The 25642-nt window shown below is 60.1% G+C and carries 21 protein-coding genes; 13 read left to right on the top strand and 8 right to left on the bottom strand.

The annotated features are described in order from the left end of the window. Positions 1-12: 12 nt before the first annotated feature. Positions 13-1002, bottom strand: coding sequence for a 2-hydroxyacid dehydrogenase (locus FGA82_RS27870; protein ID WP_141129580.1), 990 nt, complete (start codon positions 1000-1002; stop codon positions 13-15). An 82-nt stretch (positions 1003-1084) separates the two neighbouring features. Continuing rightward, positions 1085-3838 (bottom strand): response regulator, encoded by a 2754-nt coding sequence (locus tag FGA82_RS27865; RefSeq protein ID WP_141129591.1) that lies wholly within the window; start codon positions 3836-3838, stop codon positions 1085-1087. A 218-nt stretch (positions 3839-4056) separates the two neighbouring features. On the opposite strand from FGA82_RS27865, the gene FGA82_RS27860 reads away from it, so the two are divergent. The 8 genes from FGA82_RS27860 (at position 4057) to FGA82_RS27825 (ending at position 13653) form a co-directional block, all read left to right on the top strand. Next, positions 4057-4776, top strand: coding sequence for a response regulator transcription factor (locus FGA82_RS27860; protein WP_141129579.1), 720 nt, complete (start codon positions 4057-4059; stop codon positions 4774-4776). After that, the gene (locus tag FGA82_RS27855) at positions 4763-6187 is read left to right on the top strand and encodes a sensor histidine kinase (protein ID WP_141129578.1); all 1425 of its coding nucleotides are present in this window, start codon (positions 4763-4765) and stop codon (positions 6185-6187) included. Before FGA82_RS27860 ends, FGA82_RS27855 begins: the two co-directional genes overlap by 14 nt. Before the next feature lie 184 nt (positions 6188-6371). Then, positions 6372-7397, top strand: coding sequence for a PDDEXK nuclease domain-containing protein (locus tag FGA82_RS27850; RefSeq protein ID WP_141129577.1), 1026 nt, complete (start codon positions 6372-6374; stop codon positions 7395-7397). Between the two features lie 107 nt (positions 7398-7504). After that, positions 7505-8407, top strand: coding sequence for a cysteine synthase CysM (gene cysM / locus FGA82_RS27845; protein ID WP_026000780.1), 903 nt, complete (start codon positions 7505-7507; stop codon positions 8405-8407). Next, complete coding sequence (rlmD, locus tag FGA82_RS27840; RefSeq protein ID WP_141129576.1) at positions 8407-9783, top strand: 23S rRNA (uracil(1939)-C(5))-methyltransferase RlmD; 1377 nt, start codon at positions 8407-8409, stop codon at positions 9781-9783. Before cysM ends, rlmD begins: the two co-directional genes overlap by 1 nt. Positions 9784-9884: 101 nt before the next feature. Continuing rightward, a complete protein-coding gene (gene relA / locus FGA82_RS27835) occupies positions 9885-12128 on the top strand; it encodes a GTP diphosphokinase (protein WP_141129575.1) in 2244 nt (747 codons plus the stop codon). A 123-nt stretch (positions 12129-12251) separates the two neighbouring features. Continuing rightward, positions 12252-13085: a nucleoside triphosphate pyrophosphohydrolase gene (gene mazG, locus FGA82_RS27830; RefSeq protein ID WP_141129590.1), complete on the top strand. Its 834-nt coding sequence runs from the start codon at positions 12252-12254 to the stop codon at positions 13083-13085. A 25-nt stretch (positions 13086-13110) separates the two neighbouring features. Beyond that, on the top strand, positions 13111-13653 hold the full coding sequence (locus FGA82_RS27825) for a DUF2058 domain-containing protein (RefSeq protein WP_016987455.1): 543 nt from the start codon (positions 13111-13113) through the stop codon (positions 13651-13653). A gap of 70 nt (positions 13654-13723) precedes the next feature. Here FGA82_RS27825 and FGA82_RS27820 read toward each other — a convergent pair whose 3' ends face one another. The 6 genes from FGA82_RS27820 to FGA82_RS27790 all read right to left on the bottom strand — a co-directional run bounded on the left by FGA82_RS27820 (position 13724) and on the right by FGA82_RS27790 (position 21257). Next, a complete protein-coding gene (locus FGA82_RS27820; RefSeq protein ID WP_007917473.1) occupies positions 13724-13912 on the bottom strand; it encodes a hypothetical protein in 189 nt (62 codons plus the stop codon). A gap of 391 nt (positions 13913-14303) precedes the next feature. Next, complete coding sequence (gene fabB, locus FGA82_RS27810) at positions 14304-15524, bottom strand: beta-ketoacyl-ACP synthase I (protein ID WP_008087472.1); 1221 nt, start codon at positions 15522-15524, stop codon at positions 14304-14306. Between the two features lie 11 nt (positions 15525-15535). Next, entirely contained in the window at positions 15536-16051 is a 516-nt protein-coding gene (gene fabA / locus FGA82_RS27805) for a 3-hydroxyacyl-[acyl-carrier-protein] dehydratase FabA (RefSeq protein WP_141129574.1), read from the bottom strand. A gap of 247 nt (positions 16052-16298) precedes the next feature. Further along, entirely contained in the window at positions 16299-18203 is a 1905-nt protein-coding gene (locus FGA82_RS27800) for an ATP-binding protein (protein ID WP_141129573.1), read from the bottom strand. Continuing rightward, positions 18200-19132, bottom strand: a complete 933-nt coding sequence (locus tag FGA82_RS27795) for an ABC transporter substrate-binding protein (RefSeq protein WP_141129572.1) — start codon at positions 19130-19132, stop codon at positions 18200-18202. Before FGA82_RS27795 ends, FGA82_RS27800 begins: the two co-directional genes overlap by 4 nt. Position 19133: 1 nt before the next feature. After that, positions 19134-21257, bottom strand: a complete 2124-nt coding sequence (locus FGA82_RS27790) for a TonB-dependent receptor plug domain-containing protein (protein ID WP_141129571.1) — start codon at positions 21255-21257, stop codon at positions 19134-19136. 196 nt (positions 21258-21453) lie between these two features. On the opposite strand from FGA82_RS27790, the gene FGA82_RS27785 reads away from it, so the two are divergent. The 5 genes from FGA82_RS27785 to FGA82_RS27765 all read left to right on the top strand — a co-directional run bounded on the left by FGA82_RS27785 (position 21454) and on the right by FGA82_RS27765 (position 25631). After that, positions 21454-22479 carry an NAD(P)H-dependent glycerol-3-phosphate dehydrogenase gene (locus tag FGA82_RS27785; RefSeq protein ID WP_090285290.1) on the top strand — a complete coding sequence of 342 codons (1026 nt, stop codon included), beginning with the start codon at positions 21454-21456 and terminating at the stop codon, positions 22477-22479. A 21-nt stretch (positions 22480-22500) separates the two neighbouring features. Beyond that, entirely contained in the window at positions 22501-22848 is a 348-nt protein-coding gene (locus FGA82_RS27780) for a DUF4389 domain-containing protein (RefSeq protein WP_008087808.1), read from the top strand. Next, a complete protein-coding gene (sixA, locus tag FGA82_RS27775) occupies positions 22845-23297 on the top strand; it encodes a phosphohistidine phosphatase SixA (RefSeq protein ID WP_141129570.1) in 453 nt (150 codons plus the stop codon). The genes FGA82_RS27780 and sixA overlap by 4 nt, the downstream gene beginning before the upstream one ends. A 203-nt stretch (positions 23298-23500) precedes the next feature. Further along, complete coding sequence (locus FGA82_RS27770; RefSeq protein WP_141129569.1) at positions 23501-25156, top strand: AMP-binding protein; 1656 nt, start codon at positions 23501-23503, stop codon at positions 25154-25156. Between the two features lie 31 nt (positions 25157-25187). Further along, positions 25188-25631: a hotdog fold thioesterase gene (locus FGA82_RS27765; protein ID WP_141129568.1), complete on the top strand. Its 444-nt coding sequence runs from the start codon at positions 25188-25190 to the stop codon at positions 25629-25631. Positions 25632-25642: the final 11 nt, after the last annotated feature.

Genomic DNA, 25642 nt, shown 5'->3' with positions numbered 1-25642 from the left:
GCTGAAAAAATCTCAGCCCTCGACCTGGTTCTGTGGCGTTCCCGCCGCCCAGGTCGCGATGTTGTGCAAGGTCGTCGCGGCAATTGCGCCCAGTGCTTCACGCGTCAAAAAGGCCTGATGCGCGGTGATGATCACGTTCGGAAAAGTCAGCAAGCGCGCCAGCACATCGTCCTGCAAGGGCAGGTCAGAACGATCCTCGAAAAACAGTTGCGCCTCTTCTTCATAGACATCCAGGCCCAGATAACCGAGCTGGCCGTCCTTCAAGGCGTCAATCAGCGCCGGGGTGTCGACCAGTCCCCCGCGACCGGTATTGATGAGCATTGCGCCGGCCTGCATGTGCGCCAGTGAATTGCGGTTGATCAGGTGTTTGCTCTGCTCGTTGAGCGGGCAGTGCAGGCTGATGATTCGCGACTGCGCGAGCAGTTCCGGCAGGCTCAGATAGCGTGCGCCCAACGCCAGTACATCCGGGTTCGGGAACGGATCGTAGGCGAGCAACTGACAACCGAAGCCGTGCATGATCTTGGCGAAGGTCGCACCGATCTGCCCGGTGCCGACAATCCCCACCGTTTTGCCAACCAGATCGAAACCGGTCAGGCCATGCAGGCTGAAATCGCCTTCACGGGTGCGGTTATAAGCGCGGTGCAGACGACGGTTGAGAGCAAGGATCAGCGCCACGGCGTGTTCGGCCACCGCGTGCGGCGAGTAGGCGGGGACGCGCACTACGGCCAGTCCCAGACGTTTCGCAGCGGGCAGATCGACGTGGTTGTAACCCGCCGATCGCAGGGCAATCAGGCGTGTGCCGCCAGCGACCAGACGCTCGAGCACCGGCGCGCTGAGGTCATCATTGATGAAGGCGCAGACCACTTGATGTTTGTCGGCCAGCGCCGCCGTATCGAGGCTGAGCCGCGCTGGTTGAAACTGCAACTCGACACCCGCCGGGCAATCGGCGGCGAGGAAGCTGTCGCGGTCGTAGGTCTGGCTACTGAAAACGAGCGTGCGCATGGAATCCTCCTGGAACATCGACACGGATTGAATCACCCGAGCTCATTTTAGCGTTGCTGGCGTTGATCGACATTGCCGTGGATCAGGCGCTGATCTTCGCTTGCGCCGCGAGCCGATTGATCGCGCGCTCCAGTTCTTCCAGCGCTGCCACGGCCTTGGGGTCGTCCTGCTTGAGCAGGGTTTCGCTGCGCTGGCAGGCCGCACGCAATTGCGGTACGCCGCAATAACGGGTGGCACCGTGCAGGCGATGGACACGTTCGATCAATGCGTTCTGGTCGCGGTTTTCGCACGCCGTGCGAATGGCCTCGCGGTCGGCTTCCAGGGAGGCGAGCAGCATGGCCAACATGTCCGCCGCCAGATCAGCCTTGCCAGCGGCCAGGCGCAAACCTTCTTCGTGATCGAGCACCGGCAGTTCATTATTGCCCGCCGCACTGTCGCTGATCCGCTCCGGCCCTTGATTGCGCAAGGCCAGGCCGGTCCATTTCAGCACCACTTGCGCCAGTTGCCGCTCGCTGATCGGTTTGGTCAGGTAGTCGTCCATGCCGCTTTGCAGCAGTGCGCGTTTTTCGTTGGCCATGGCGTGGGCAGTGAGGGCGACGATCGGCAGCGGCGTGCAGTGCCGCTCGCTTTCCCACTGGCGAATGGTTTCGGTGCTCTGGCGGCCGTCCATCCCCGGCATCTGCACGTCCATCAGCACCAGATCGAAAGACTCGCTCTGCACCGCTTTGACCGCCGCGTATCCACTTTCCACGGCGAGCACCTTGGCGCCCATGTCTTCGAGCAGGGTTTGCACCAGTAGCAGGTTGGCCGGGTTGTCGTCGACACACAGCACTTTCGGCGCACGGCTCGACAGCGGTTCGCCCGGCTCATTGCGGGGCTGGCGCGGGTTGACCAGATCGGCCAGGGCGCGGCGCAATTTGCGTGTGCAGGCCGGTTTCGCTTGCAGTTGGCTGTGCGGGTTCGGTACCGATAAATGGAACAGCGTCTGTTCGGTGGTCGGGCACAGCACCAGCACTTTGCAGCCGAGGTGTTCGAGGTCCCAGATGTGCTGATTCAAACGCTCGGGCAACATGTCGTTGCTGGTGATGCCGATGACCGCCAGATCGATCGCCTGATCGGTCTGGTGCGCGCCGGTGACGCCGTTGGTCAAGGTTTCGAGGGTGTTGAACGGCGTGACATCAAGGCCACAGTCTTCCAGTTGATGCTGCAAGGCCTGCCGCGCCAGTTCGTGATTTTCCAGCACCGCCACGCGGCGCCCGAGCAGCGGCGCGGCCGGCAAGTCTTCGGCGTCGTCACGGGTTTTCGGCAGGCTCAGGCTGATCCAGAATTCCGAGCCTTCGCCCGGCGTGCTGTCGACGCCGATTTCGCCGCCCATCTGTTCGATCAGGCGTTTGGAAATCACCAGCCCCAGACCGGTGCCACCCGGCTGGCGCGACAGCGAGTTGTCGGCCTGACTGAAGGCCTGGAACAACGCGCGCACGTCCTGGTTTGAAAGGCCGATGCCGGTGTCCTGAATGCTGATGCGCAGTTGCACGCTGTCTTCGTGTTCCTCTTCAAGCATGGCCCGGGCAACGATGGTGCCTTCGCGGGTGAACTTGATCGCGTTGCTCACCAGGTTAGTGAGGATCTGTTTGAGCCGCAGCGGGTCACCGACCAGCGACAGCGGCGTGTCGCGATAGACCAGACTGACCAGTTCCAGCTGTTTGGCGTGCGCGGCGGGGGCGAGGATGGTCAGGGTGTCCTGCAACAGGTCACGCAAGTTGAACGGAATATGGTCGAGCACCAGTTTGCCGGCCTCGATTTTCGAGAAGTCGAGGATCTCGTTGATGATCCCGAGCAGGCTGTCAGCGGACTTTTCGATGGTGCCCAGATAGTCGAGCTGGCGCGGGGTCAGTTCGCTTTTCTGCAACAGATGCGTGAAGCCGAGAATGCCGTTGAGCGGCGTGCGGATCTCATGGCTCATATTGGCAAGGAATTCGGATTTGATCCGGCTGGCTTCCAGCGCCTCTTTGCGCGCCAGATCCAGTTCGATGTTCTGGATCTCGATGGTTTCCAGGTTCTGGCGCACGTCTTCGGTGGCCTGATCGACACTGTGCTGCAACTCTTCGCGGGCATTTTGCAGAGTGCCGGCCATGCGGTTAATGCCCGAGGCCAGTTCATCCAGTTCCTGACTGCCGAGTGGCGGTAAACGTGTTTCCAGGTGGCCGTCCTTGAGTTGCGCGACGGCTTGTTTGATCTGGCTCAGCGGACGATTGATGGTGCGGCCCATGCGCAACGCCAGCAGGGCCGCGCCCGCCAGACCGGCGGCAATCAGCAGCAGGCTGGCAAACAGGCTGCGATAACCGCGCAGCAGCATGCCGTTGTGTGACAGCTCCAGTTCGACCCAGCCGAGCAAGCGGTCGGACTCTTGCGGAATCAGTTCGCCAGCGAGGTTGCGGTGCTTGCCGAATACCGGCATCAGATAACGCGTCGCGTCATTGCCGCTGCGCCGTTGCAAATGGGCGCTGTCGCCGCTGGGCGCCTGATTGAGCATGGTCGGTCCGGCGTGGGCCAGGGGTGAGCGATCCGGGGCGAGGAAGGTCACCGCGCGCACGTCCGGTTGTTCAAGGGACTGAGTGGCGATGCGCTCCAGCAGGTCGCTGTTGCCGTGACCCATGGCGGGGGCTACCAGCGGCGCCAGCTGCTCGGCGATCATTTCGCCGCGCTGCATCAATTGGCTCTGCAAGTCGGACTGCTGCGTCCAGGTGAAATAGCCACCCAGCACCAGCGCCATCAGGCTGGTCGGCAACAAGGTCAGCAACAACACGCGACCTTTGATTCCCAGTTTCTTGAGCACGCCTATCTCCTGCATCCCGCTGATCTGTTGACTCATGCGTGCATCCGGCACGCGACATGGGCGCAGTGTAGCGATTTGCTCGCAGGCAATCTCCGGAAAAATGCACTTGTGGTGGGGCAGGGCCCGGTGTTCGTTTGTCGGCTGGGCCAACCTTGAGTTGCCCGATCCTTGGCAATCTTGAATAATCACTCTCAACTGAGAATTACTTGCAGATACTCATGACTCCTGTTTCCGGCCAGCCACGCATTCTTTCCATCGAAGACGATCCGGTACTCGGCGCCTATGTTCACGAACATCTGGGCCGCAGCGGCTTTCAGGTGACCTGGTGCCAGAACGGCCAGGAAGGCCTGCGCATCGCCACGCGCCAGCCGTTCGACGTGGTGCTGATGGATATTCTGTTGCCGGGCATGGACGGCTTGAATGTGTTGACGCAATTGCGCCAGAGTCATTCAACACCGGTGCTGTTGATGTCGGCCCTCGGTGCCGAGGCGGATCGCATTAGCGGTTTCCGTCTGGGCGCCGATGACTATTTGCCCAAACCCTTCAGCATGGCCGAGTTGCATGTGCGTATTGAAGCGATCCTGCGCCGGGTTGCGCTGGATCGGCGCCCGGCCGCGCCTGCGATGCCCGTAGCAGCCGGTACGCTGAGGTTCGATGACGAACAGTGCGACGTGTTTTTCCGCGAGCAAGCCGCCGGGCTGACCCGCAGCGAATTCCGCTTGCTGGAAACCCTCAACCGTAATGATGAGGAAGTGCTGAGCAAAGCCTTCCTTTATCAGCACGTTTTGCAGCGTGGCTACGCGGCCCACGACCGCAGTCTCGACATGCACATCAGCCAGATCCGCCGCAAACTCAAAGCCATCGGTTACACCGAGCGTGAAGTGCGCACGGTTTGGGGCAAGGGTTACGTCTTGAGCGCGGCTGATGAAACGCTCTGAATTGCCGGGGCGGCATTCGCTGTTCTGGAAACTGGCGTTGCTGCTGGTCGCATTTTGTCTGCTGATGATCTGGCTGAGCTGGTCGTGGGGCCGTTATATGGAGGAGCGTAACCAGTTCCTCTCCGACGAAGCACGCGGCACGCTCAGCCGTTATGCCGCGCAAGCGGAACAAGCGTGGCAGCACGGCGGACGCAGCGGTGTCGATGACTGGTTGCAGAGCATGGAGTTGCGCGAAGCCAGTTGGGTCGGCGTGATCGGCGGCAACTTGCAGTCGCTGAGCAGCGATCCGCTGAATGAGCAGGAAATCCAGCACCTGACGTTCTTGCGTGGTCTCGACTGGCCGATTCACAAACAGGGCCGACCGTGGCTGCGTGTGCCTTTTCCCAAAGAACCATCTGCCGGCAGCCTGGTGATCGAGCTACCCGAGCGTTTCCTGCCGGGCAAATATCGGCTGTTCTGGCGCGTTATCACTAACGGCGTGATCCCGGGCCTGTTCACCTTGTTGCTGTGCGTCGGTCTCTATCGCCTGTTGGTTGTGCCACTGAACAACCTGCGCGAACAGGCCAACGCCTGGCGCGCCGACCAGTTGAATGTGCGGTTGTCGAGCGGCATTACCCAGCGCCCGGATGAACTTGGAGAGCTGGCGCGAGCGTTCGATTCGATGTCCGAACGTCTGCAATCGACCGTTGCTTTGCAACAGCAGTTGCTGCGCGACCTGTCCCACGAATTGCGCACGCCATTGAGCCGTTTGCGTGTCGCCAGTGAAAGCGAACAGGGTCTGGTACAACTGCGCGAGCGCATCGGTCGTGAAGTTGACGGAATGCAACGGCTGGTCGAAGAAACCCTGCAACTGGCTTGGCTCGACACCGAGCGCTCGCCATTGCCCGACGAGGCGATCCAGATTCAGGCCCTGTGGGAAATGCTCACGGACAACGCCTGTTATGAAAGCGGCTGGCCGAGTCTGCAATTGCAGTGTTCGGTCGAGGCGTCGTGCTGGGTGCGTGGCAACCTGAATACGCTGGCGCAGGCGCTGGAGAACATTTTGCGCAACGCCATTCGGCATTCGCCCGAGGGCGGGATTGTGCGTCTTGACGGACGGCGCGATGGCAATTTCTGGCATCTGTGGCTGGAAGATCAGGGCGGCGGCGTAGCGGAAGGGGATCTTGAACGGATCTTCTCACCGTTCACCCGGCTCGACGGCTCGCGGCCCGGTGATGGCGGTTTTGGCTTGGGGCTGAGCATCGCGCGCAATGCCGTGCAGCGTCAGGGCGGAAGGATTTGGGCGGAGAATGGCGGGGCGGGGTTGCGGTTGAATCTGCGGTTGGCGGCGGATGATGGTGTCTCGCCGACTGACGCCTTCGCGAGCAGGCTCGCTCCCACATTGGATCTCGGTTCGCCGCAGATTGTGTGAACAACGCAGATCTCCTGTAGGAGTGAGCCTGCTCGCGATATAGTCCGCTCGGGTGGCCAATCCTCCGGTTTTGCGGGAGCGCTCGCCTTTTTTTGTACGACATTTCCCAAGTTGCATCGGCGGTCATTTCAAGCTTCCTGAAGGGGTTAGGCTCGTGCTTCACCTGATCTTCAAGGAATTGCGCATGACTGTATCCAGCGTTACTGGCAGCCCGGATGGCGAACGTTTCAACGAAGTGCTCGCGCTGATTCACAGTTCCAGACATAAGGCCATGCAAGCGGTCAATACACAGCTGATTGAGCTTTATTGGCAGGTGGGGGCGCATATCAGTCGTAAGATTGAGCAGGCGGAGTGGGGCGATTCGGTCATAACTCAACTGGCCGCACATCTGGCGTATACCCAACCGGGCTTGCGTGGTTTCACCCGACCAAATCTGTTCCGAATGCGCCAGTTTTATGAAACCTATCGGGACGATCCAATTGTCTCACCACTGGTGAGACAATTGCCGTGGACTCATAACATGATCATTTTGAGCCAAAGCAAACACCCGGAAGAGCGTGGGTTCTACCTGCGAATGGCCGTTCAGGAACAGTGGTCGAAGCGCGAACTGGAACGCCAATTCAAGTCTGCTTTGTTTGAGCGAAGCGTCACCGATCCTGCAAAAGCCTCCGCCGCACTGAAACAAAATCATCCCGAAGCTCTCGAGATATTCCGTGATTCCTACATGGTCGAATTTCTCGATCTGCCCGGCGCTCACTCTGAAACCGATCTGCACCAAGGCCTGCTATCTCGCCTCAAGGAATTCCTGATCGAACTCGGTCGCGATTTCTGCTTTGTCGGTTCCGAATATCCGCTGCAAGTCGGCGGTCGGGATTTCTCACTCGATCTTCTGTTCTTTCACAGAGGGCTCAACTGCCTTGTAGCCATTGAACTTAAGGTCGGCCGTTTTGAGCCCGAATACCTCGGCAAGATGGATTTCTATCTGGAGGCGCTGGATCGCAATGTCCGCAAGCCTCACGAAAGCCCGGCCATCGGAGTCCTGCTGTGTGCAAGCAAGGAAGATGAGGTCGTCGAGTACGCACTCAATCGCAGTCTTTCGCCCGCATTGATAGCGGAATATCAAACCTGTCTGCCGGATAAGCAATTGCTGCAGGCCAAGTTGCATGAGTTTTATGCAATGGATACGGCGCCAGCAGAAAATAGCGACTAACCGCTGCTTATTCCCATAAACCATAAGCACCGCACTTTGCGTGATATGGCCTGCGCAGGTTTGCCGGTATGATAGGCGCCCCCGCACGTCTGGATTGCGAATACGCCATGACCCTGCAGTACCCAACCATCGCCGATTGCGTCGGCAACACGCCGCTGGTGCGTTTGCAGCGCCTGCCCGGTGCTACCAGCAACACCCTATTGCTCAAGCTCGAAGGGAATAACCCGGCGGGTTCGGTCAAGGACCGGCCGGCGCTGTCGATGATCACCCGGGCCGAATTGCGTGGGCAGATCCATGCCGGCGATACGCTGATCGAAGCGACCTCGGGCAACACCGGGATCGCGCTGGCCATGGCCGCTGCGATCAAGGGTTACAAGATGATCCTGATCATGCCGGACAACTCCAGCGCCGAGCGTAAAGCGGCAATGACTGCTTACGGTGCCGAGCTGATTCTGGTCAGCCAGGAAGAAGGCATGGAAGGCGCGCGCGACCTCGCCCAGCGTATGGAAGCCGAAGGCCGTGGCAAGGTGCTCGATCAGTTCGCCAACGGCGATAATCCTGAAGCGCACTACACCACTACCGGCCCGGAAATCTGGCGCCAGACTCAGGGCACCATCACCCATTTCGTCAGTTCGATGGGCACCACCGGCACCATCATGGGCGTGTCGCGCTACTTGAAAGAGCAGAGCGACAGCGTGCAGATCGTCGGTCTGCAACCGATGGAAGGCTCGGCCATTCCGGGTATCCGTCGCTGGCCGCAGGAATACCTGCCGAAGATCTATCAGGCTGATCGTGTTGATCGCATCGTCGACATGGCGCAAAGCGAGGCCGAGGACGTCACCCGTCGTCTGGCCCGCGAAGAAGGCATCTTCTGTGGAGTGTCCTCGGGCGGTGCGGTGGCAGCGATGCTGCGTCTGTCCAAAGAAGTTGAAAACGCGGTGATCGTCGCGATCATCTGTGACCGTGGCGACCGTTACCTGTCGACCGGCATTTTCGACGCGCCCAACTGATGGCCAAGCACGAGAGAGGCCTGCGCTTCCAGCCCACCGGCGGCAGCAAGGCCGCGCAAATCCCCACCGGCAAAAAGCAGCGCTTGAACATCGAGCGCCTGGCCAATGACGGTCGTGGTATCGCGTTTTTCGAAGGCAAAACCTGGTTCGTCCTCGGCGCCCTTGCCGGTGAAGAGGTTGAAGCGCGGGTGCTCGGCGCCCACGGCAAAGTGGTCGAGGCGCGCACCGAACGCGTGTTCAAGGCCAGCGAACTGCGTCGCCCGGCACCGTGTCAGCACGCTGGACGCTGCGGCGGTTGCAGCGTCCAGCATTTGCCCCACAGCGAACAGCTTGCCCTGAAACAGCGCATGCTCGCCGAGCAATTGTCGCGCGTTGCCGGTGTCGAACCTGAAGAGTGGGCAGCGCCGCTGACCGGTCCCGAATTCGGCTATCGCCGTCGCGCCCGCATCGCGGTGCGCTGGGACATGAAAGCGAAGAAACTCGAAGTCGGTTTCCGTGCCGCTGGCAGCCAGGACATTGTCGCGATCAGCGAATGCCCGGTGCTGGTACAGCCCTTGCAACCGATCATGACCCGTTTGCCGGAGATGCTCCGTCGGTTGAGCAAGCCGCAAGCGCTGGGTCATGTCGAGCTGTTCAGCGGCTCGTCGCTGGCGGTGTTGCTGCGGCACATGGCGCCGTTGTCCGAAGCGGACCTGACGATTCTCAAGGACTTCTGCCAATTCCATGAAGCGCAATTGTGGCTGCATGGCGAAGGCGAACCGCAACCGGTCGATGCCACCCAGTCGCTGGGCTATCGCCTGGAGCAATGGGATCTGGATCTGGCGTACCGACCGGGTGACTTCATTCAGGTCAATGCCGGCGTCAACGAAGCGATGGTGGCACAGGCGCTGGACTGGCTGAAGCCACGTAGCGAGGAGCGCGTGCTGGATCTGTTCTGCGGCCTGGGCAACTTCGCTTTGCCGTTGGCCAAAGCCGTGCGCGAAGTGGTGGCGGTCGAAGGTGTGCAGACTATGGTCGATCGCGCCTCAGCCAACGCCGCTAGTAACAATTTGCATAACACAAAGTTTTTTCAAGCCGATTTATCCCAGCCTTTGACCGATGCCCAGTGGATCGGAAACGGCTTTTCTGCGGTACTCTTGGACCCACCGCGTGACGGTGCTTTCGAGGTGGTTCGCAAGCTGGCGATCCTGGGTGCCAAACGGTTGGTGTATGTGTCGTGCAACCCTGCAACTCTGGCGCGCGACACGGTCGAATTGATCAAGCAGGGCTACCGGTTAAAACGTGCCGGGATTCTCGATATGTTTCCTCAGACGGCACATGTCGAGGCCATGGCGTTATTTGAAGCGAGCCAGGATGGCTCGTCTGAATCCGTCTGATCTGTCCGCGCAGCGCTCGCTTTAGCCCCGCGAGCGCAAATGGGCAATAAGGATCAGCGATTTGACGCATTGAATCTGCGTCGTAGGGAAGGTAAAGCAAGATGGTACAGGTGAGAGCACACCAGCCGATCAACACTGACGGCAGTATCAATCTCGAGGCTTGGCTCGATCACGCGGTCAGTGTCGATCTGGCACTGGATCGCGAAGCCTTGAAGGAAGCCTGCGAGTTCGCTCGCGAGGCCGAACAACAGTCCAATGCCAAGAAGAATCTATGGGCCGAAGGCTCCGGCAGTTTCAGTACTGGCCTGGAAATCGCCGAGATTCTCGCCGACCTCAAGCTCGATCAGGATTCGCTGGTCGCGGCGGTCCTGTATCGCGGCGTACGCGAAGGCCAGATTGAGCTCGCGGCCATCGGCCAGCGCTTTGGCCCGGTGGTGGCCAAACTGATCGACGGCGTGCAGCGCATGGCGGCCATCAGCGCCAGCCTCAGTCCGCGCCAATCGATGGTCATGGGCACGCAAGGGCAGGTGGAAAACCTGCGCAAAATGCTCGTGGCGATGGTCGACGACGTCCGTGTTGCGCTGATCAAACTCGCCGAACGTACCTGCGCCATCCGTGCGGTAAAAACCGCCGATGATGAAAAGCGTAACCGTGTCGCCCGCGAAGTTTTCGACATCTATGCGCCGCTCGCGCATCGCCTCGGCATCGGTCACATCAAATGGGAGCTGGAGGACTTGTCCTTCCGTTACCTCGAACCGGATCAATACAAACAGATCGCCAAGTTGCTCCACGAGCGACGGCTTGATCGCGAGCGTTTCATCGCCGACGTGATGACCCAGCTCAAGGATGAGTTGCAGGCCACCGGCGTCGATGCCGACATCAGCGGCCGCGCCAAACACATCTACTCGATCTGGCGCAAAATGCAGCGCAAGGGTCTGGAATTCAGCCAGATCTACGACGTGCGCGCGGTGCGTGTGCTGGTGCCGGAAATGCGCGACTGCTACACCGCGCTGGGTATCGTCCACACCTTGTGGCGGCACATCCCGAAAGAATTCGACGACTACATCGCCAACCCGAAAGAGAACGGCTACCGCTCGCTGCACACGGCGGTGATCGGCCCTGAGGGTAAAGTGCTTGAGGTGCAGATCCGTACGCACTCGATGCACGAAGAAGCCGAACTCGGCGTCTGCGCGCACTGGCGCTACAAGGGCACCGACGTCAAATCCGGCTCGAACCACTACGAAGAGAAAATCTCCTGGCTGCGTCAGGTCCTCGAGTGGCACGAAGAGCTGGGCGATATCGGTGGTCTGGCGGAACAGCTGCGCGTCGATATCGAACCGGATCGGGTCTACATCTTCACTCCGGACGGTCACGCCATCGACTTGCCGAAAGGCGCGACGCCGCTGGACTTCGCTTACCGCGTGCACACCGAAATCGGTCACAACTGCCGTGGCGCGAAGATCAACGGGCGCATCGTCCCGCTCAACTACAGCCTGCAGACCGGTGAGCAGGTCGAGATCATCACCAGCAAGCACGGCACGCCGAGCCGCGACTGGCTGAACTCCAACCTCGGTTACGTCACCACCTCGCGGGCGCGGGCGAAGATCGTCCACTGGTTCAAATTGCAGGCGCGCGACCAGAACGTTGCCGCCGGTAAAACCTTGATCGAGCGCGAACTGGCCCGACTCGGTCTGCCTGCGGTGGATTTCGACAAGCTGGCCGACAAGGCCAACATGAAAACCGCCGAAGACATGTTCGCCGCACTCGGTGCCGGCGACCTGCGTCTGGCGCAACTGGTCAACCTTGCGCAGCAACTGGTCGAGCCGGAACGCGGCAACGAACAGCTGGAACTGATTCCGCGCAAAGCCACCGGTTACAAACCGGGCAAGCGCGGCGACATTCAGATCCAGGGCGTCGGCAACCTGATGACGCAGATGGCCGGCTGCTGCCAGCCGCTGCCGGGCGACGCGATCGTCGGTTACATCACCCAGGGCCGTGGCGTGAGCATTCACCGTCAGGACTGCGCCTCGGTGCTGCAACTGGGCGGGCGCGAGCCGGAGCGGATCATTCAGGTCAGCTGGGGGCCGGTGCCGGTGCTCACCTATCCGGTGGACATCGTCATCCGTGCCTACGACCGTTCAGGGCTGCTGCGTGACGTCTCGCAAGTGCTACTCAACGAGCGCATCAACGTGCTGGCGGTCAATACCCGCTCGAACAAAGAGGACAACACCGCGCTGATGTCGCTGACCATCGAGATCCCGGGGCTGGATGCGCTGGGGCGGTTGCTCGGGCGGATTTCGCAGTTGCCGAACATCATCGAAACGCGGCGTAACCGTACGCCTTGAAGATGACCAATGTAGGAGTGAGCCTGCTCGCGATGAGGCCGTGTCAGTCAGCATTAATGGTGACTGATACACCGCTATCGCGAGCAGGCTCACTCCTACAGGTTTTGTGGTGAGAGATAAATGATGTACAGCCTTGAAGACCTGCTCCACTTGATGAACCGTCTGCGCGATCCGCAGTACGGTTGCCCGTGGGACATCAAGCAAACCTACGCGACCATCGTTGCGCACACCCTCGAAGAAGCTTACGAAGTGGCCGATGCCATCGAGCGCGGCGACTTTGATCATCTGCAGGGTGAGCTCGGCGATCTGCTGTTTCAGGTCGTCTATTACAGCCAGTTGGCCAAGGAAGAAGGGCGCTTCGAATTTGCCGGGGTGATCGACAGCATCACCCGCAAGCTGATCCGTCGTCATCCTCATGTCTTTCCAACGGGCGATTTGTATGCACCGCTAGACGTGCCGCACCTGAGCGAAGAACAGGTCAAGCAGCGCTGGGAAGAGATCAAGGCCGAAGAACGCGCCGAGAAGTCCGCCGCACCCGAGCAACTGTCACTGCTCGACGACGTGCCGGCAACGCTGCCGGCCTTGTCGCGTTCGGCCAAGTTGCAGAAACGCGCAGGGCAGGTCGGTTTTGACTGGCCAGACGCCTTGCCCGTGCTCGACAAGGTGCGCGAAGAACTCGACGAAGTCCTCGAAGCCATGTCGGAAAATGATCCCGTCGCCGTGGCCGACGAGATCGGTGACCTGCTGTTTTCCGTGGTCAATCTGGCTCGGCATCTGAAGGTCGACCCGGAAACCGCGCTGCGTAGTGCCAACGGCAAGTTTGAAAGACGTTTCCGATTTATCGAACAGGCATTGCGCGACACCCACCGTCCCATAGAAGATTGCACCCTCGAAGAGTTGGACGCCCTGTGGGGTGAAGCCAAACGTCAGGAAAAGAATGTGCCCGGCTGCGGCTGAGCAACTGCCCAAGTGAGTAAGTCCCATGAGTATTTCCCTTCGCGACCAGTTGCTCAAAGCAGGATTGGTCAACCAAAAGCAGGCCAAGCAGGTCAGCAAGGACAAGCAGAAGCAGCAGCGTCTGGCCCACAAAGGTCAGATCGAGCTGGATGACTCGCAGCAGCGTGCAGCCCAGGAAGCCATGGCCGAGAAGGTCAAGCGTGACCAGGAACTGAACCGTCAGCAGAAAGAGAAAGCCGAAGCCAAGGCGCGTGCCGCTCAGGTCAAGCAACTGATCGAAGTCTCGCGTCTGCCGAAGCTGACCACCGAGGACTACTACAACTTCGTCGACGACAAGAAGGTCAAGCGCATCTCGGTCAACACGCTGATGCGCAACAAGCTCAGCAGCGGCTCGCTGGCGATCGTGCACCATGCCGGCGGCTACGAAGTGATCCCGCGTGAAGCGGCCCTGAAGATCCAGGAGCGCGATCCACAGCGCATCGTCCAGCTCAACGTGCAGACTGAAGAGGTCAGCACCGAGGACGATCCGTACGCGGCGTATCAGATCCCAGATGATCTGATGTGGTAAATCGATAAAGCTGTAACAACGACAAACCCCGCTCATGGCGGGGTTTGTCGTTTTCAATGCTGTGGTTGAATCAGGCGGATTTCAGATCCCGCTGCTGTTCTTGCACTTCCAGTTCGGCCTTGTAGTTGTGGGCATCGATCTCGTTGTGGAACATGCCGACCAGCAAGTCTTGTTGATGCACATCCCAGATGCGGATACCGGCGGCTACGCCTTCGTGGGACATGTGTGAATCGTCGCGTTCAGTTACTTTTACAGTCATCTGCTAGCTCCAAATCTCAAGTTATCTGCAGCAAGGCGTGTGCAGGACTCTGTTATATGATTTGTTAGCTTGCTAAGTAAACGGCTGATTTGTGCAAGGTGTTGTTGCGTTTTTTGCAACAGTGCTGCAGCCCGCGTAATCCGCGACATTCGGTCGCAGGGCGCAAAGTTTCATGACAGAAGTTTCATCTCCAGAACACCGCAGCCGCTGTAGGAGTGAGCCTGCTCGCGATGGCGGAGTGTCAGTCACCGACGCTGTTGGCTGATCCACCGCTATCGCGAGCAGACTCACTCCTACAGGGGATTTGTGTTGGTCATGAGGTTTTCTGCAGGCGAAAAAAAACGCCCCGAACCAGTCGGGGCGTTTTTATGTGTGGCTCAAGCGGGGGGAATTACTTGCCTTCCCAGCGCTTCAGTACCAGCGTGGCGTTGGTGCCGCCGAAGCCGAAACTGTTGCTCATCACGGTGTTGATCGTGGCGTTCTCGCGGGTCTTGGTCAGCACCGGCAGATCGGCCACTTCAGGGTCCAGCTCGTCGATGTTGGCGGAGCCGGCAATGAAGTTGCCTTCCATCATCAGCATGCAGTAGATCGCCTCGTGAACGCCAGCGGCGCCCAGGGAGTGACCGGACAGGCTCTTGGTCGAGCTGATTGCAGGTGCCTTGTCGCCGAACACTTCACGCACACCTTTCATTTCCGCGACGTCGCCGACCGGAGTCGAAGTGCCGTGGGTGTTCAGGTAGTCGATCGGCGTATCAACGGTGGACATCGCCATCTGCATGCAGCGGATCGCGCCTTCGCCGCTCGGGGCAACCATGTCGTAGCCGTCGGAGGTCGCGCCGTAGCCAACGATTTCCGCGTAGATTTTCGCACCACGAGCCAGAGCGTGTTCCAGCTCTTCAACCACGACCATGCCGCCACCGCCAGCGATGACGAAACCGTCACGGTCTTTGTCGTAGGCACGGGAAGCTTGTTCCGGGGTGTCGTTACGCTTGCTGGACAGAGCGCCCATGGCATCGAACAGGAACGACTGGCTCCAGTGCTCTTCTTCACCGCCACCGGCGAAAACGATGTCCTGCTTGCCCATCTGGATCTGTTCCATGGCGGTACCGATGCAGTGAGCACTGGTGGCGCAGGCAGAAGCGATGGAGTAGTTCAGGCCCTTGATCTTGAATGGGGTGGCCAGGCAAGCGGAAACGGTGCTGCTCATGGTCCGCGTTACGCGGTATGGGCCAACGCGCTTCACGCCTTTCTCGCGCAGGATGTCCAGCGCTTCCATCTGGTTCAGCGTGGAAGCACCACCGGAACCAGCCACCAGGCCGGTACGCGGGTTGGACACTTGCTCTTCGGTCAGGCCGGAGTCAGCAATGGCGTCTTTCATGGCCAGGTAGGCGTAAGCCGCTGCGTGGCCGACGAAGCGATAGATCTTGCGATCGATCAGCTCTTCAAGGTTGAGGTCGATGGAGCCGGAAACCTGGCTACGCAGACCCATTTCAGCATATTCCGGGTTGAACCGGATGCCAGGGCGGCTTGCACGCAGGTTAGCGGAGACGGTCTCTTTGTCATTGCCCAGGCACGAAACAATGCCCAGACCAGTGATAACGACGCGGCGCATGCGAATAACCCTTAGAAGTTGTCAGTGGAGGTGAACACGCCGACGCGAAGGCCTTCGGCGGTGTAGATTTCGCGACCGTCGACAGTCACCGAACCATCGGCAATGGCCAGGTTCAGCTTGCCCTTGAGGACGCGTTTGATATGAATGTTGTAGGTGACTTTCTTGGCGGTCGGCAGGACCTGACCGAAGAACTTCACTTCGCCCGAACCCAGCGCACGGCCACGGCCCGGCAGGCCTTGCCAGCCCAGGAAGAAACCGACCAGTTGCCACATGGCGTCCAGACCCAGGCAGCCCGGCATCACCGGATCGCCTTCGAAGTGGCACGCGAAGAACCACAGATCAGGGTTGATATCCAGCTCGGCGACCAATTCACCTTTGCCGTACTTGCCGCCTTCTTCGCTGATCAGGGTGATGCGATCGACCATCAGCATGTTCGGGGCGGGCAGTTGCGCGTTACCTGGGCCGAACAGCTCACCGCGACTGCAGCGCAGCAGATCATCCCGAGTAAAGGCGTTTTGTTTGGTCATGCGAGCTCCTCAATAATCCCATGCGGCAGGTGGGGCAAATCTTCCCGACCGTTCAAAGCGTTCATGCCTCGAACCGGCAGCCTACTCATAGACTATTGCGTTGTGGTGAAAGTCACAGCACCAAGGACATGAATGTACACTTGTGCACTGAAATTTTTATTCAAGCCTCTTTTGAGGCTCGTTCGGGTGCCTAAGACTGCCGCACTTTCGCTTTTCACGCCAGTCGCAGATGGTCGAAAGGCCCACACTACGACACCCAGCGCTGCAGAATCTGCTGCAGATCATTACGTTTGAACGGCTTCGCCAGATAATCGTTCATGCCCGCCGACAGACAGGTTTCACGGTCGCCCTGCAAGGCATTGGCGGTCAGCGCGATGATCGGCACCTCACTGCGTCCGGGCAGCAGCCGGATCTGCCGGGTAGCCTCGTAGCCATCGATGATCGGCAAACGGCAATCCATCAGAATCACCTCAAAGTCGCTGCCCTCGGCACTGCGCACGGCTTGTGCACCATCGGTGGCAACACTGACAGTAAAGCCCAGACTGCGCAGCATCGCTTCAATAACTGTCTGGTTCACCGGATTGTCTTCGACCAGCAAGACATTGCGCCCTTCACCATGCTCTTTGCCATTCAGTGCACGCGGCGCAGCCAGTGGCGGCAGCGCCTGCTTATAGAGTGCCAGCGGAATTTCCAGGGTGAACACCGAACCGCGACCTTCTTCGCTCTGCGCGCGCAAGGTGCCGCCCATGCGTTCGGCCAGCGTACGGGCGATCGGCAGGCCGAGGCCGGTGCCGCCGTAACGCCGTGAAATCGAACTGTCGGCCTGCTGGAAGGCGTTGAACATCAACTCCAGACTTTCAGAAGAAATACCGATGCCGCTGTCACGCACCGAACAGGTGAACCACAGCAATTCGTGATCCAGCGACTGCCACTGCGCCTCGATGCTGACCCGGCCCTGTTCGGTGAATTTCAGCGCATTGCCAACCAGGTTGACCAGAATCTGCCGGATCCGCGTCGGATCGCCCTGCACCTGCAAACCGCGCATGTCGTCCGGGATCCGCAGGTTCAGCGCCAGCCCTCGCTGTACCGCGCTGTGCTGGAACGATTGCGCGCAGGCGCCGATCAGCTCGGCGAGGTTGAACGGGATGTGCTCCAGTTCCAGCTCCGAACGTTCGATGCGCGAGAAGTCGAGAATATCGTTGATGACTTTCAGCAGGTGTTCGGTGGACTCCGAGGCGAGGGCGGCGTATTCGACCTGCTCCTCGGTCATCTCGGTGGTTTCCAGCAATTGCAGCATGCCCAGCACGCCGTTCATGGGCGTGCGCAGTTCATGGCTCATCATCGCCAGAAAGTCGGACTTGGCGTTGTTCGCCTTTTCCGCTTCCTCGCGGGTCTGGATCAGTTGTGCCATGGCTTGATGCTGCTCACGGCTGGCCTGTTCCAGCGCCTGGGCGAGGTTGTTGATGTGCTGCGACAGTGCGCCCAGTTCGGTGTCATCGACGATCGGCAGTGGTGTTTTATAGTCGCCGTCCTGAATGGCCTTGACCGCGTCGCCGATGTCGCGAATCGGCTGTGACAGGCTACCGGCCAGACGCCGCGCCAGGACAAAGGTAAACAGCAGGGCGAACAGCGCGAGAATCCCGGCCTTGAGCAGGATTTCCTGCTGGCGCTGGCTGAAGGCATCGTTGGACAGACCGACGATCACCCGCCCCAGGTAGTCCTCGTTGGTCGCGCCATTGCTGACTTTGCCGTCCTGGAAGAAATCGTTGTGCAGGGCGATGCGTTGCAAGCGTACCGGTGCCTGAAACACTTCGACCTGATGCGGCCGACTGTGAGCTGCCGCCGGTTGTTCGACGTAGACCAGAATCCGGTTGGCGCTGTCCTGCACTTCAAGAAAACGCACGTTGGGCGTGGCCAGTGTGGCTTTGAGCAGGCTTTCCAGCACTTCGTTGTTACCGGAAATCACCCCGTATTCGGTGGCGGGTGCCAGTTGGTTGGCGATCAGTTGGCCGGTGTGGTTCAGCTCCTGACGCAAATCCTGAATGCGCACGAAGGTGAAGAAGCTGATCAACAGAAGGGTCAGCAACAACGCCGGGCCCAGGCTGATCAGCTGGGTGCGGGTATTGATGTCCCAACGGCGACGGAAACTCATGGGCGGTGTTCTCCTTCAGCCAGCGTGCTGGCGACAGACGCTTCATTCAACGGTTCGATACCGAGTGAACGAGCGACCTGCGCATTACTTGAGACTTTAAAACGCGCGGGATAGAGCGTTCGCGGCCAACTGGCCGAGGGTTGGTCGAGTAATTGATCGAGCATCGCCAGCCAGTCGTTCTGATCGCTGTACGTACTGGCCAGGCTGCCGGCGCGGACGAAAGCAATGTTGGGACCGACCAGCGCGACTTGCCGTGAGTAGCTGCTGAGCAGCAGGTTTTTCGCGGTTTTCGGGTTGTACAGATCGGGGTCGTCGAGACCGAGCAGCACGTCGCTGTTCTTCAGCACGGTTTGCAGGGGGCGGCTGTCGTGGGTGTTGTCCCAGCGCTGGCTGACGATTTGCAGGTTCAGCGGCGCGGCGGCGAGATTCAGTTCCTTGAGGAGGAATTCGCTGTGCTCATCGAACAGCACGCCGATCCGCCGGGCCTGGGGCAGAATGCGCCGGATCAACTGTAACTGGCGGCTCAGCGGCGGATCACTCCACAGCAAACTCAGATGTGCCGGTTGCGTGTCGCCGAGACGCTGGCGAGCCTGCAGACGACTGATGCGCAGTACCAGCGTCGCCGGGCCTTGGGACTCTTGCAGACGCCAGTCGAGACTCGGCAGATCGAGCAGAATCAGGCGCAGACTGGTGGGCAGTTTGCCCGGTGCGGGCAAACTGGCCAGCGGTTGGAAACGCACGTTGTCGGTCGGGCGCAATTCGCTGAGTGCCTGCACGAACGCTTGCACGCCGGGGCTTTCCTCGGCACCGGTCAACAGAATATCGGCAGCCTGCACCGCAACGCCGTGCAGCCATGCGGTCACAAACAGACAGAGCCCGGCCAGCCAGTGGCCCAGAGTTGGCATCTTCCGTGACGGCCCGTAGCGCATCCTAGAACTCCAGCTCGGCGCTGAAGTACATCACCCGGCGTTCATCGTAATTGTTGTCGACGAAGGTGGTCGGCTCATGATCGAGGCGCTGTTGCAGTACGCCAGCCAGTTGCAGCTGCGCTTTGCCCAGCGCGATGCGTTTGGCGATGCGCGTGTCGACCCGCTCGAAGCGGTAACCGTTGAGTGCGTTGTCGCCGTAATAGAAGAGGGCGCTGTTCCAGCCGTGGCCCCAATCGCGCAGCCAACCGGCCGAACCGCTGTTACGCGAGGTGAATTGCTGATCCAGCGGATTGCTCGCCTCGGCATCGACAAAGGCGTAGGTGAAGCGCAAACGGTCGGCCAGGCTCACGCGCCAGTCGAGCTGGGTTTCCGTGCCACGAAAACGTGAGCTGTTGGCGTTGCTCGCGATGTACTGGTTGTTACGTAGCGGCTCACTGATCATCCCGGTGATCTCGTCGTAGAACAGCTTCACATCCAGGGCCAGGCCCAGTTCGGCGAAATAGCCGTTGTAGCCCAGTTCCCGCGAGCGCATGTGCTCCTGATCGAGATCGCCGGGCCCTCGCGTCTTGACGAAGTAGCGCGCTGAAGACTGGCCGTAGGCCGAGGGCCGCAAATTGCTGACCTGATAGCTCCAGTTCACATTGTTCTCGAACATGTCCGGCGAGCGGATCGCCTCTGAGTACACCGCGCGCAGGCCATGTCGCGGGTTGATCAGGTAATTGACGGCAAATCGCGGCGTCAGCGAACTGCCAGTCAGTTGCGTGTTTTCAAACATCGCGCCGCCCTGCAACAGCCAGTGTTCCGTGGCACGCCATTCCAGTTGGCCGAACGCGCGCCAGGTGGTGTCGTCCAGCGTGCCATTGAAGTAGGTCTCGGAGTCGGCGCGGTCGTAACGATAGTTCATGCCGCTGACCAGACGCAGGCTGTCGGACAGGCTGAGGGTGTCCTGCAATTCAAGGTCGTAGCGCGATTCGCGGGCGCTCTGGTCAATATCGCCGCACAAGGTCCGGCTGGCACCGTTGCGCCATTGATCAAGCACCTGATTGGCCAGAGCCATTTCCTGCGGGGTGCCGGGCTCAGCGCCGGGGCCGGTGAAACGGGTGATATTGCGCGCCAGACGTTCGGTGTAATTCGGGTTGAGCTGCCACAGTTGCGTCAACTCCGGGCTGAACGATACCTCGGCATCGCAGGCGCGCCAGGTTTGCTGACGATCCCAGTGTTGCGCCGAGCCTTGTATATAAAGGCTGTGTTCGGGATTGATGTCGAGGTTCCAGCGCACCGAGCCGGCGTAATCCTTGGCGACCACGTCGGAATTGTTCCCGGCGGCGGTAATCCCGGAGAACACCGGGCGGTAGGTGTAGGGCCGCTGGTTGGTGCCGTCCTTGGCGTTGACCTGCCAGTCGAGGCTCTGGTTATCGCTGAGGGTGTGGCTGACCGCAAGACTGAAACGGTTCAAGCGGCGGCTGTCACGGTAATCGGCGCCGGTGCGATCGCTGTCGAAGCCGTCATCCTCCTGGCCGGACAGCGACAGGCGCAAGTCACCGCCATTCCAGCCGGTGCCCTGGCTGGCATAAAAGTCATTGATACCGCGCTGGCCACGGCTGTACTTCAGGCGTGTGCCGTGGCTGTCCGCCGGGTGGCGGGTGATGATGTTGACCACTGCCATCAACGCGTTGGCGCCATAACTGACGGTGTTCGGGCCGCGAAAAACCTCGATGCGCTCGATGTCTTCCATGGCCACCGGAATATCGCTCCAGTCCACCGTGGACAAACCGGCGCGGTACACCGAGCGGCCATCGATCAACACCTGCATGCGCCGCGCTTCGCTGGCGTTGGTGCCGTGATAATTGACCGCCGCCTGATTGCCGCTGATGTTGCCGACCATCATCCCCGGCACCAGCCGCAGCAGTTCGCTGATGTCGCGCGCGCCGCTGGCGTTGATCAGTTCGCTGTCGAGTACGGTCATGCTCCCGGGCACTTCCGCCGGTGTCTGTTTCAGGCGCGTGGCGGTCAGCACCTGCGGCAGTGCTTCGTTGTCCATGAACAGGTCGTCCGCCAGCACCAGCGGGCTGAACAGCAGCGCCAGTAAGACGGACGAACGCGGGGACGAAGAACCAAAAGACACGACACAACCTTGATAGCGAAGAATTGGCGCGCATGTTAACCGAGGGCAGTGACTTTTCCAGTCACGTTGCAGGCATTTTCCTAGGTTTTATTGGTCTTCTTCCTACAAGTGTCGGTAATTGTTGCTGGGGCTGGCCGCGCGTTGGCCGCCCCGTATAATGCCGGCATCGCCACTGGTATGGATTAACGGATTGCATATGACTGAACAGCGCCCGATTGCGGTCCTGGGAGGCGGAAGTTTTGGTACCGCCGTGGCCAATCTTTTGGCCGAGAACGGCCATCAAGTCCGGCAGTGGATGCGTGACCCCGAGCAGGCCGAGGCCATCCGGGTCAATCGCGAAAACCCGCGTTACCTCAAAGGCATCAAGATTCTGCCGGGGGTGACCGCTGTCACCGACCTGCAGGAAACCCTCGACGCCTGTGATTTGTGCTTCGTCGCACTGCCGTCCAGCGCATTGCGCACGGTGCTCGCCGCCCACGCCGAGCGCCTGAGCGGCAAGATGCTGGTCAGCCTGACCAAGGGCATCGAAGCACAGACTTTCAAGCTGATGAGCCAGATTCTCGAAGAAATCGCCCCGCAGGCGCGGATCGGCGTGTTGTCCGGACCGAACCTGGCGCGGGAAATCGCCGAGCACGCACTGACCGCCACGGTGGTCGCCAGCGAAGACGAAGAATTGTGCAAAGCCGTGCAAGCCGCGCTGCACGGTCGCACCTTCCGCGTTTACGCCAGCGCCGACCGTTTCGGTGTTGAACTGGGCGGCGCGTTGAAGAACGTTTACGCAATCATCGCCGGCATGGCGGTGGCGCTGGAAATGGGCGAGAACACCAAGAGCATGCTGATCACTCGCGCGCTTGCCGAGATGACCCGGTTTGCGGTGAATCAGGGCGCGAACCCGATGACCTTCCTCGGTCTGGCCGGTGTTGGCGATCTGATCGTGACGTGCTCGTCGCCGAAGAGCCGCAACTATCAGGTCGGCTTCGCTCTCGGCCAGGGTTTGAGTCTCGACGAAGCGGTGTCGCGCCTCGGTGAAGTCGCTGAAGGGGTCAACACCCTCAAGGTGCTCAAGGCCAAATCCCAGGAAGTCGGCGTCTATATGCCGCTGGTCGCCGGGCTGCACGCGATCCTGTTCGAAGGACGCACGCTGGAGCAGGTGATCGGTCTACTGATGCGGGCCGAACCGAAAACCGACGTCGATTTTATTTCCACCAGTGGTTTCAACTGAGTGAGCCGGGAGTAGCAAGCCATGAACGATCCGAAAACCGAAGCCAAGTACGAATCCATCCTCCTGCGCGTGTTGTGGATGATCGTTTACGTGCTGGTCTGGCAAGTGGCGCAGTTCATCCTCGGCGCGGTGGTGCTGGTGCAACTGATCTATCGTTTGATCTATGGCGCCCCGAGCGCCAGCCTGATGAACTTCGGCGATAGCCTGAGCCAGTTTCTGGCGCAGATCGGCCGCTTCGGCAGTTTCCATAGCGACCAGAAACCGTGGCCGTTCGCCGACTGGCCAACGCCGCGTACCCCGGAAGGTGAAGCGCCGCACGCCGTCGCCCCCGCACCGCATCCGGTCCGGGATGAGGAACCCAAGCTATGAAACTCTGGGTATTGCGTCACGGTGAAGCCGTGCCTTACGGCTCGTGCCCCGACTCCGAACGGGAACTGACCGAGCTCGGTCGCAAAGAAGCCTTGAGCAGCGCCGCCCGGTTGATCGGCCAGCCGCTGACGGCGATCTACGCCAGCCCTTATCTGCGTGCGCAACAGACCGCGCAGATTGTTCGCGAAGCGCTGGGTTTCGAGCCGGAAATCCGCACGGTCGAGTGGCTGACACCGGAAGTTGATCCGGACAAGGTCACCGATCAACTGGTGTCGGTGAGCAATGTGCTTTTGGTCAGCCACAATCCGTTGGTGGGCAATCTGCTGAGCTATTTGCAGCATGGCGCCGGGCATCCGCCGGAGAAGGTCAGTACTGCCGGCCTGGCTGAGCTGGAAAGCCCTGAGTTGCTGATCGGCTCGATGACCCTCAACAGCCTCAAACATCCGTAACGCTGATCCCTTGTGGGAGCGAGCTTGCTCGCGAAAGCGGCGTGTCATTCACTCTTTATGTGTCTGACACACTGCATTCGCGAGCAAGCTCGCTCCCACATTGGTTTCTGCCAACCCATGAAATTATTTGTTTGAATTTTCCAACCAAGCACTTGCTTGGTTGACTACGCTTGCTCCAGACCCAAAAAACAGGAGCGAGTCGCATGTCTGCCGCCTTCCGTTTGCCGCTGGACGTGTTTTACGAACGTGAAGCCCGGCACCCACGCCAGCGCTTCCTCGTGCAGCCCAGCGGCGGCGGTCAGATCGAAACGCTGAGCTGGGCTGACGTCGGCCATCAGGCTCGCTGCGCTGCGCACTGGTTGCGCGCCCGCGAGTTGCCGCAAGGCAGCCACATCGCCCTGATCTCGAAAAACTGCGCGCACTGGATCATCGCCGACCTGGCGATCTGGATGGCCGGGCACGTCTCTGTGCCGCTGTATCCCAACCTCACCGCCGACTCCGTCGCGCAAGTGCTCAATCACTCGGAAAGCGTCCTGGCCTTTATCGGCAAGCTCGACGACTGGCCGGGCATGTCCAACGGCGTGCCGGCGGATCTGCCGACCATCAGCCTGCCATTGCACCCGCCCGGGGATTTCGATTTCGGCTGGGCAGACTTGCAGCGCAGCTCACCGATTCAGGACGATCCGCGCCCGGCCGCCGAGCAACTGGCAACCATCATTTATACCTCCGGCACCACCGGCCTGCCCAAAGGTGTCATGCACAGTTTCGCCAATCTCGGCTTCGCCACGACGCGTGGCACACAACTGTTCGGTCTCAACGAGAACGACCGGCTGCTGTCGTACTTGCCGCTGTGTCACGTTGCCGAGCGAATGTTCGTCGAGTTGGCCTCGATCTATACCGGGCAGACGGTTTTCTTTGCCGAGAGCCTCGACACCTTCATAACCGATCTGAAGCGAGCGCGGCCGACCGCGATGTTCGGCGTGCCGCGCATCTGGACCAAATTCCAGATGGGCGTGTACAGCAAGATCCCGGCGAAGCGTCTGGATTTTCTCCTCGGCCTGCCTTTTATTGGCAAACGGGTCGGGCACAAAGTGCTGGCGGGGCTGGGGCTGGATGCTTTGCGCGTAGCGCTTTCTGGCGCCGCGCCGGTCCCGCAGACATTGCTCGCCTGGTATCAGAGGCTTGGTCTCGACGTGCTTGAGGTCTATGGCATGACCGAGGGTTGTGGCTACTCGCACATCTGTCTGCCGGGGCAATACAAACAAGGCTGGATCGGCAAGCCGTGCCCGGACGTCGAGGTGCGCATCGATGAGTCGGGCGAGGTGCAGGTGCGCAGTCAGGCGAACATGCTCGGCTATTTCAAGGAGCCGCAGAAGACCGCCGAGACCCTGACCGAGGATGGCTTTCTGCGCACCGGCGACAAGGGCGAGCAGGATGCCGAAGGGCGCCTGCGCCTGACTGGCCGACTCAAGGAGATATTCAAGACCAGCAAGGGCAAATACGTCGCCCCGGCGCCGATCGAGAACCGTTTGGCAGTGCATTCACGCATCGAACAGGTCTGCGTGGTCGGTGACGGCTTGAGCGCACCGCTCGGGTTGTGTGTGCTGTCGACGGTCAATCAGGAGGAGGGGCGAGCGAGTCTGCATTCGAGCCTGGAAAAACTTCTCGAAGAGGTCAACGCCGTACTCGATAAGCACGAACGCCTGCGCCGTCTGGTGGTGGTCAAGGACAGCTGGGCGGTGGAAAACGGCTTTCTCACGCCGACCTTGAAGATCAAGCGCAATGTCATCGAAGACACCTATGGCGCCCGTTTTGAAGAATGGAGCGAGCGCAGCGAGGCGGTGCTGTGGCAGGATTGAGCGACCAATAAAACAACAAAGGAAGTCAGCGATGAGCTTGTGGCGAACCACTCCGAACATCGAGCAGTTGAACGCAATCCAGAAGAACACCATCGGAGAAGTACTCGACATCCGCTTCGAAGCTTTCGACGAAGAATCGCTGACCGCGAGCATGGTCATCGACCATCGCACCCACCAGCCCTACGGTTTGCTGCATGGCGGCGCCTCGGTGGTGCTGGCGGAAACCGTTGGTTCGATGGCCAGTTACCTGTGCATCGATGCCAGCAAGTTCTACTGCGTAGGACTTGAAATCAACGCCAACCATTTGCGCGGCTTGCGCAGTGGCCGGGTGACGGCGGTGGCCAAGCCGATTCACATTGGTCGCACCACGCATGTGTGGGATATCCGTTTGACCAGTGATGAAGGCAAGGCCAGTTGCGTGTCGCGGCTGACCATGGCGGTGGTGCCGCTGGGGCAGACGCCACCTTCGCAATAAATCAGGTGCTA

Source organism: Pseudomonas fluorescens, assembly GCF_005938625.1.
Lineage (GTDB): Bacteria > Pseudomonadota > Gammaproteobacteria > Pseudomonadales > Pseudomonadaceae > Aquipseudomonas > Aquipseudomonas fluorescens_BD.
This window is presented reverse-complemented; position numbering and strand designations above follow the sequence as displayed.

Coding starts and splice junctions, on each gene's coding strand:
- mazG (WP_141129590.1), top strand. CDS start 12,252: ATGTACAGCCTTGAAGACCTGCTCCACTTGATGAACCGTCTGCGCGAT.
- FGA82_RS27785 (WP_090285290.1), top strand. CDS start 21,454: ATGACTGAACAGCGCCCGATTGCGGTCCTGGGAGGCGGAAGTTTTGGT.
- fabB (WP_008087472.1), bottom strand. CDS start 15,524: ATGCGCCGCGTCGTTATCACTGGTCTGGGCATTGTTTCGTGCCTGGGC.
- FGA82_RS27820 (WP_007917473.1), bottom strand. CDS start 13,912: ATGACTGTAAAAGTAACTGAACGCGACGATTCACACATGTCCCACGAA.
- FGA82_RS27800 (WP_141129573.1), bottom strand. CDS start 18,203: ATGAGTTTCCGTCGCCGTTGGGACATCAATACCCGCACCCAGCTGATC.
- FGA82_RS27850 (WP_141129577.1), top strand. CDS start 6,372: ATGACTGTATCCAGCGTTACTGGCAGCCCGGATGGCGAACGTTTCAAC.
- FGA82_RS27765 (WP_141129568.1), top strand. CDS start 25,188: ATGAGCTTGTGGCGAACCACTCCGAACATCGAGCAGTTGAACGCAATC.
- FGA82_RS27870 (WP_141129580.1), bottom strand. CDS start 1,002: ATGCGCACGCTCGTTTTCAGTAGCCAGACCTACGACCGCGACAGCTTC.
- FGA82_RS27855 (WP_141129578.1), top strand. CDS start 4,763: ATGAAACGCTCTGAATTGCCGGGGCGGCATTCGCTGTTCTGGAAACTG.
- FGA82_RS27825 (WP_016987455.1), top strand. CDS start 13,111: ATGAGTATTTCCCTTCGCGACCAGTTGCTCAAAGCAGGATTGGTCAAC.
- rlmD (WP_141129576.1), top strand. CDS start 8,407: ATGGCCAAGCACGAGAGAGGCCTGCGCTTCCAGCCCACCGGCGGCAGC.
- FGA82_RS27770 (WP_141129569.1), top strand. CDS start 23,501: ATGTCTGCCGCCTTCCGTTTGCCGCTGGACGTGTTTTACGAACGTGAA.
- FGA82_RS27780 (WP_008087808.1), top strand. CDS start 22,501: ATGAACGATCCGAAAACCGAAGCCAAGTACGAATCCATCCTCCTGCGC.
- cysM (WP_026000780.1), top strand. CDS start 7,505: ATGACCCTGCAGTACCCAACCATCGCCGATTGCGTCGGCAACACGCCG.
- FGA82_RS27795 (WP_141129572.1), bottom strand. CDS start 19,132: ATGCGCTACGGGCCGTCACGGAAGATGCCAACTCTGGGCCACTGGCTG.
- relA (WP_141129575.1), top strand. CDS start 9,885: ATGGTACAGGTGAGAGCACACCAGCCGATCAACACTGACGGCAGTATC.
- sixA (WP_141129570.1), top strand. CDS start 22,845: ATGAAACTCTGGGTATTGCGTCACGGTGAAGCCGTGCCTTACGGCTCG.
- fabA (WP_141129574.1), bottom strand. CDS start 16,051: ATGACCAAACAAAACGCCTTTACTCGGGATGATCTGCTGCGCTGCAGT.
- FGA82_RS27860 (WP_141129579.1), top strand. CDS start 4,057: ATGACTCCTGTTTCCGGCCAGCCACGCATTCTTTCCATCGAAGACGAT.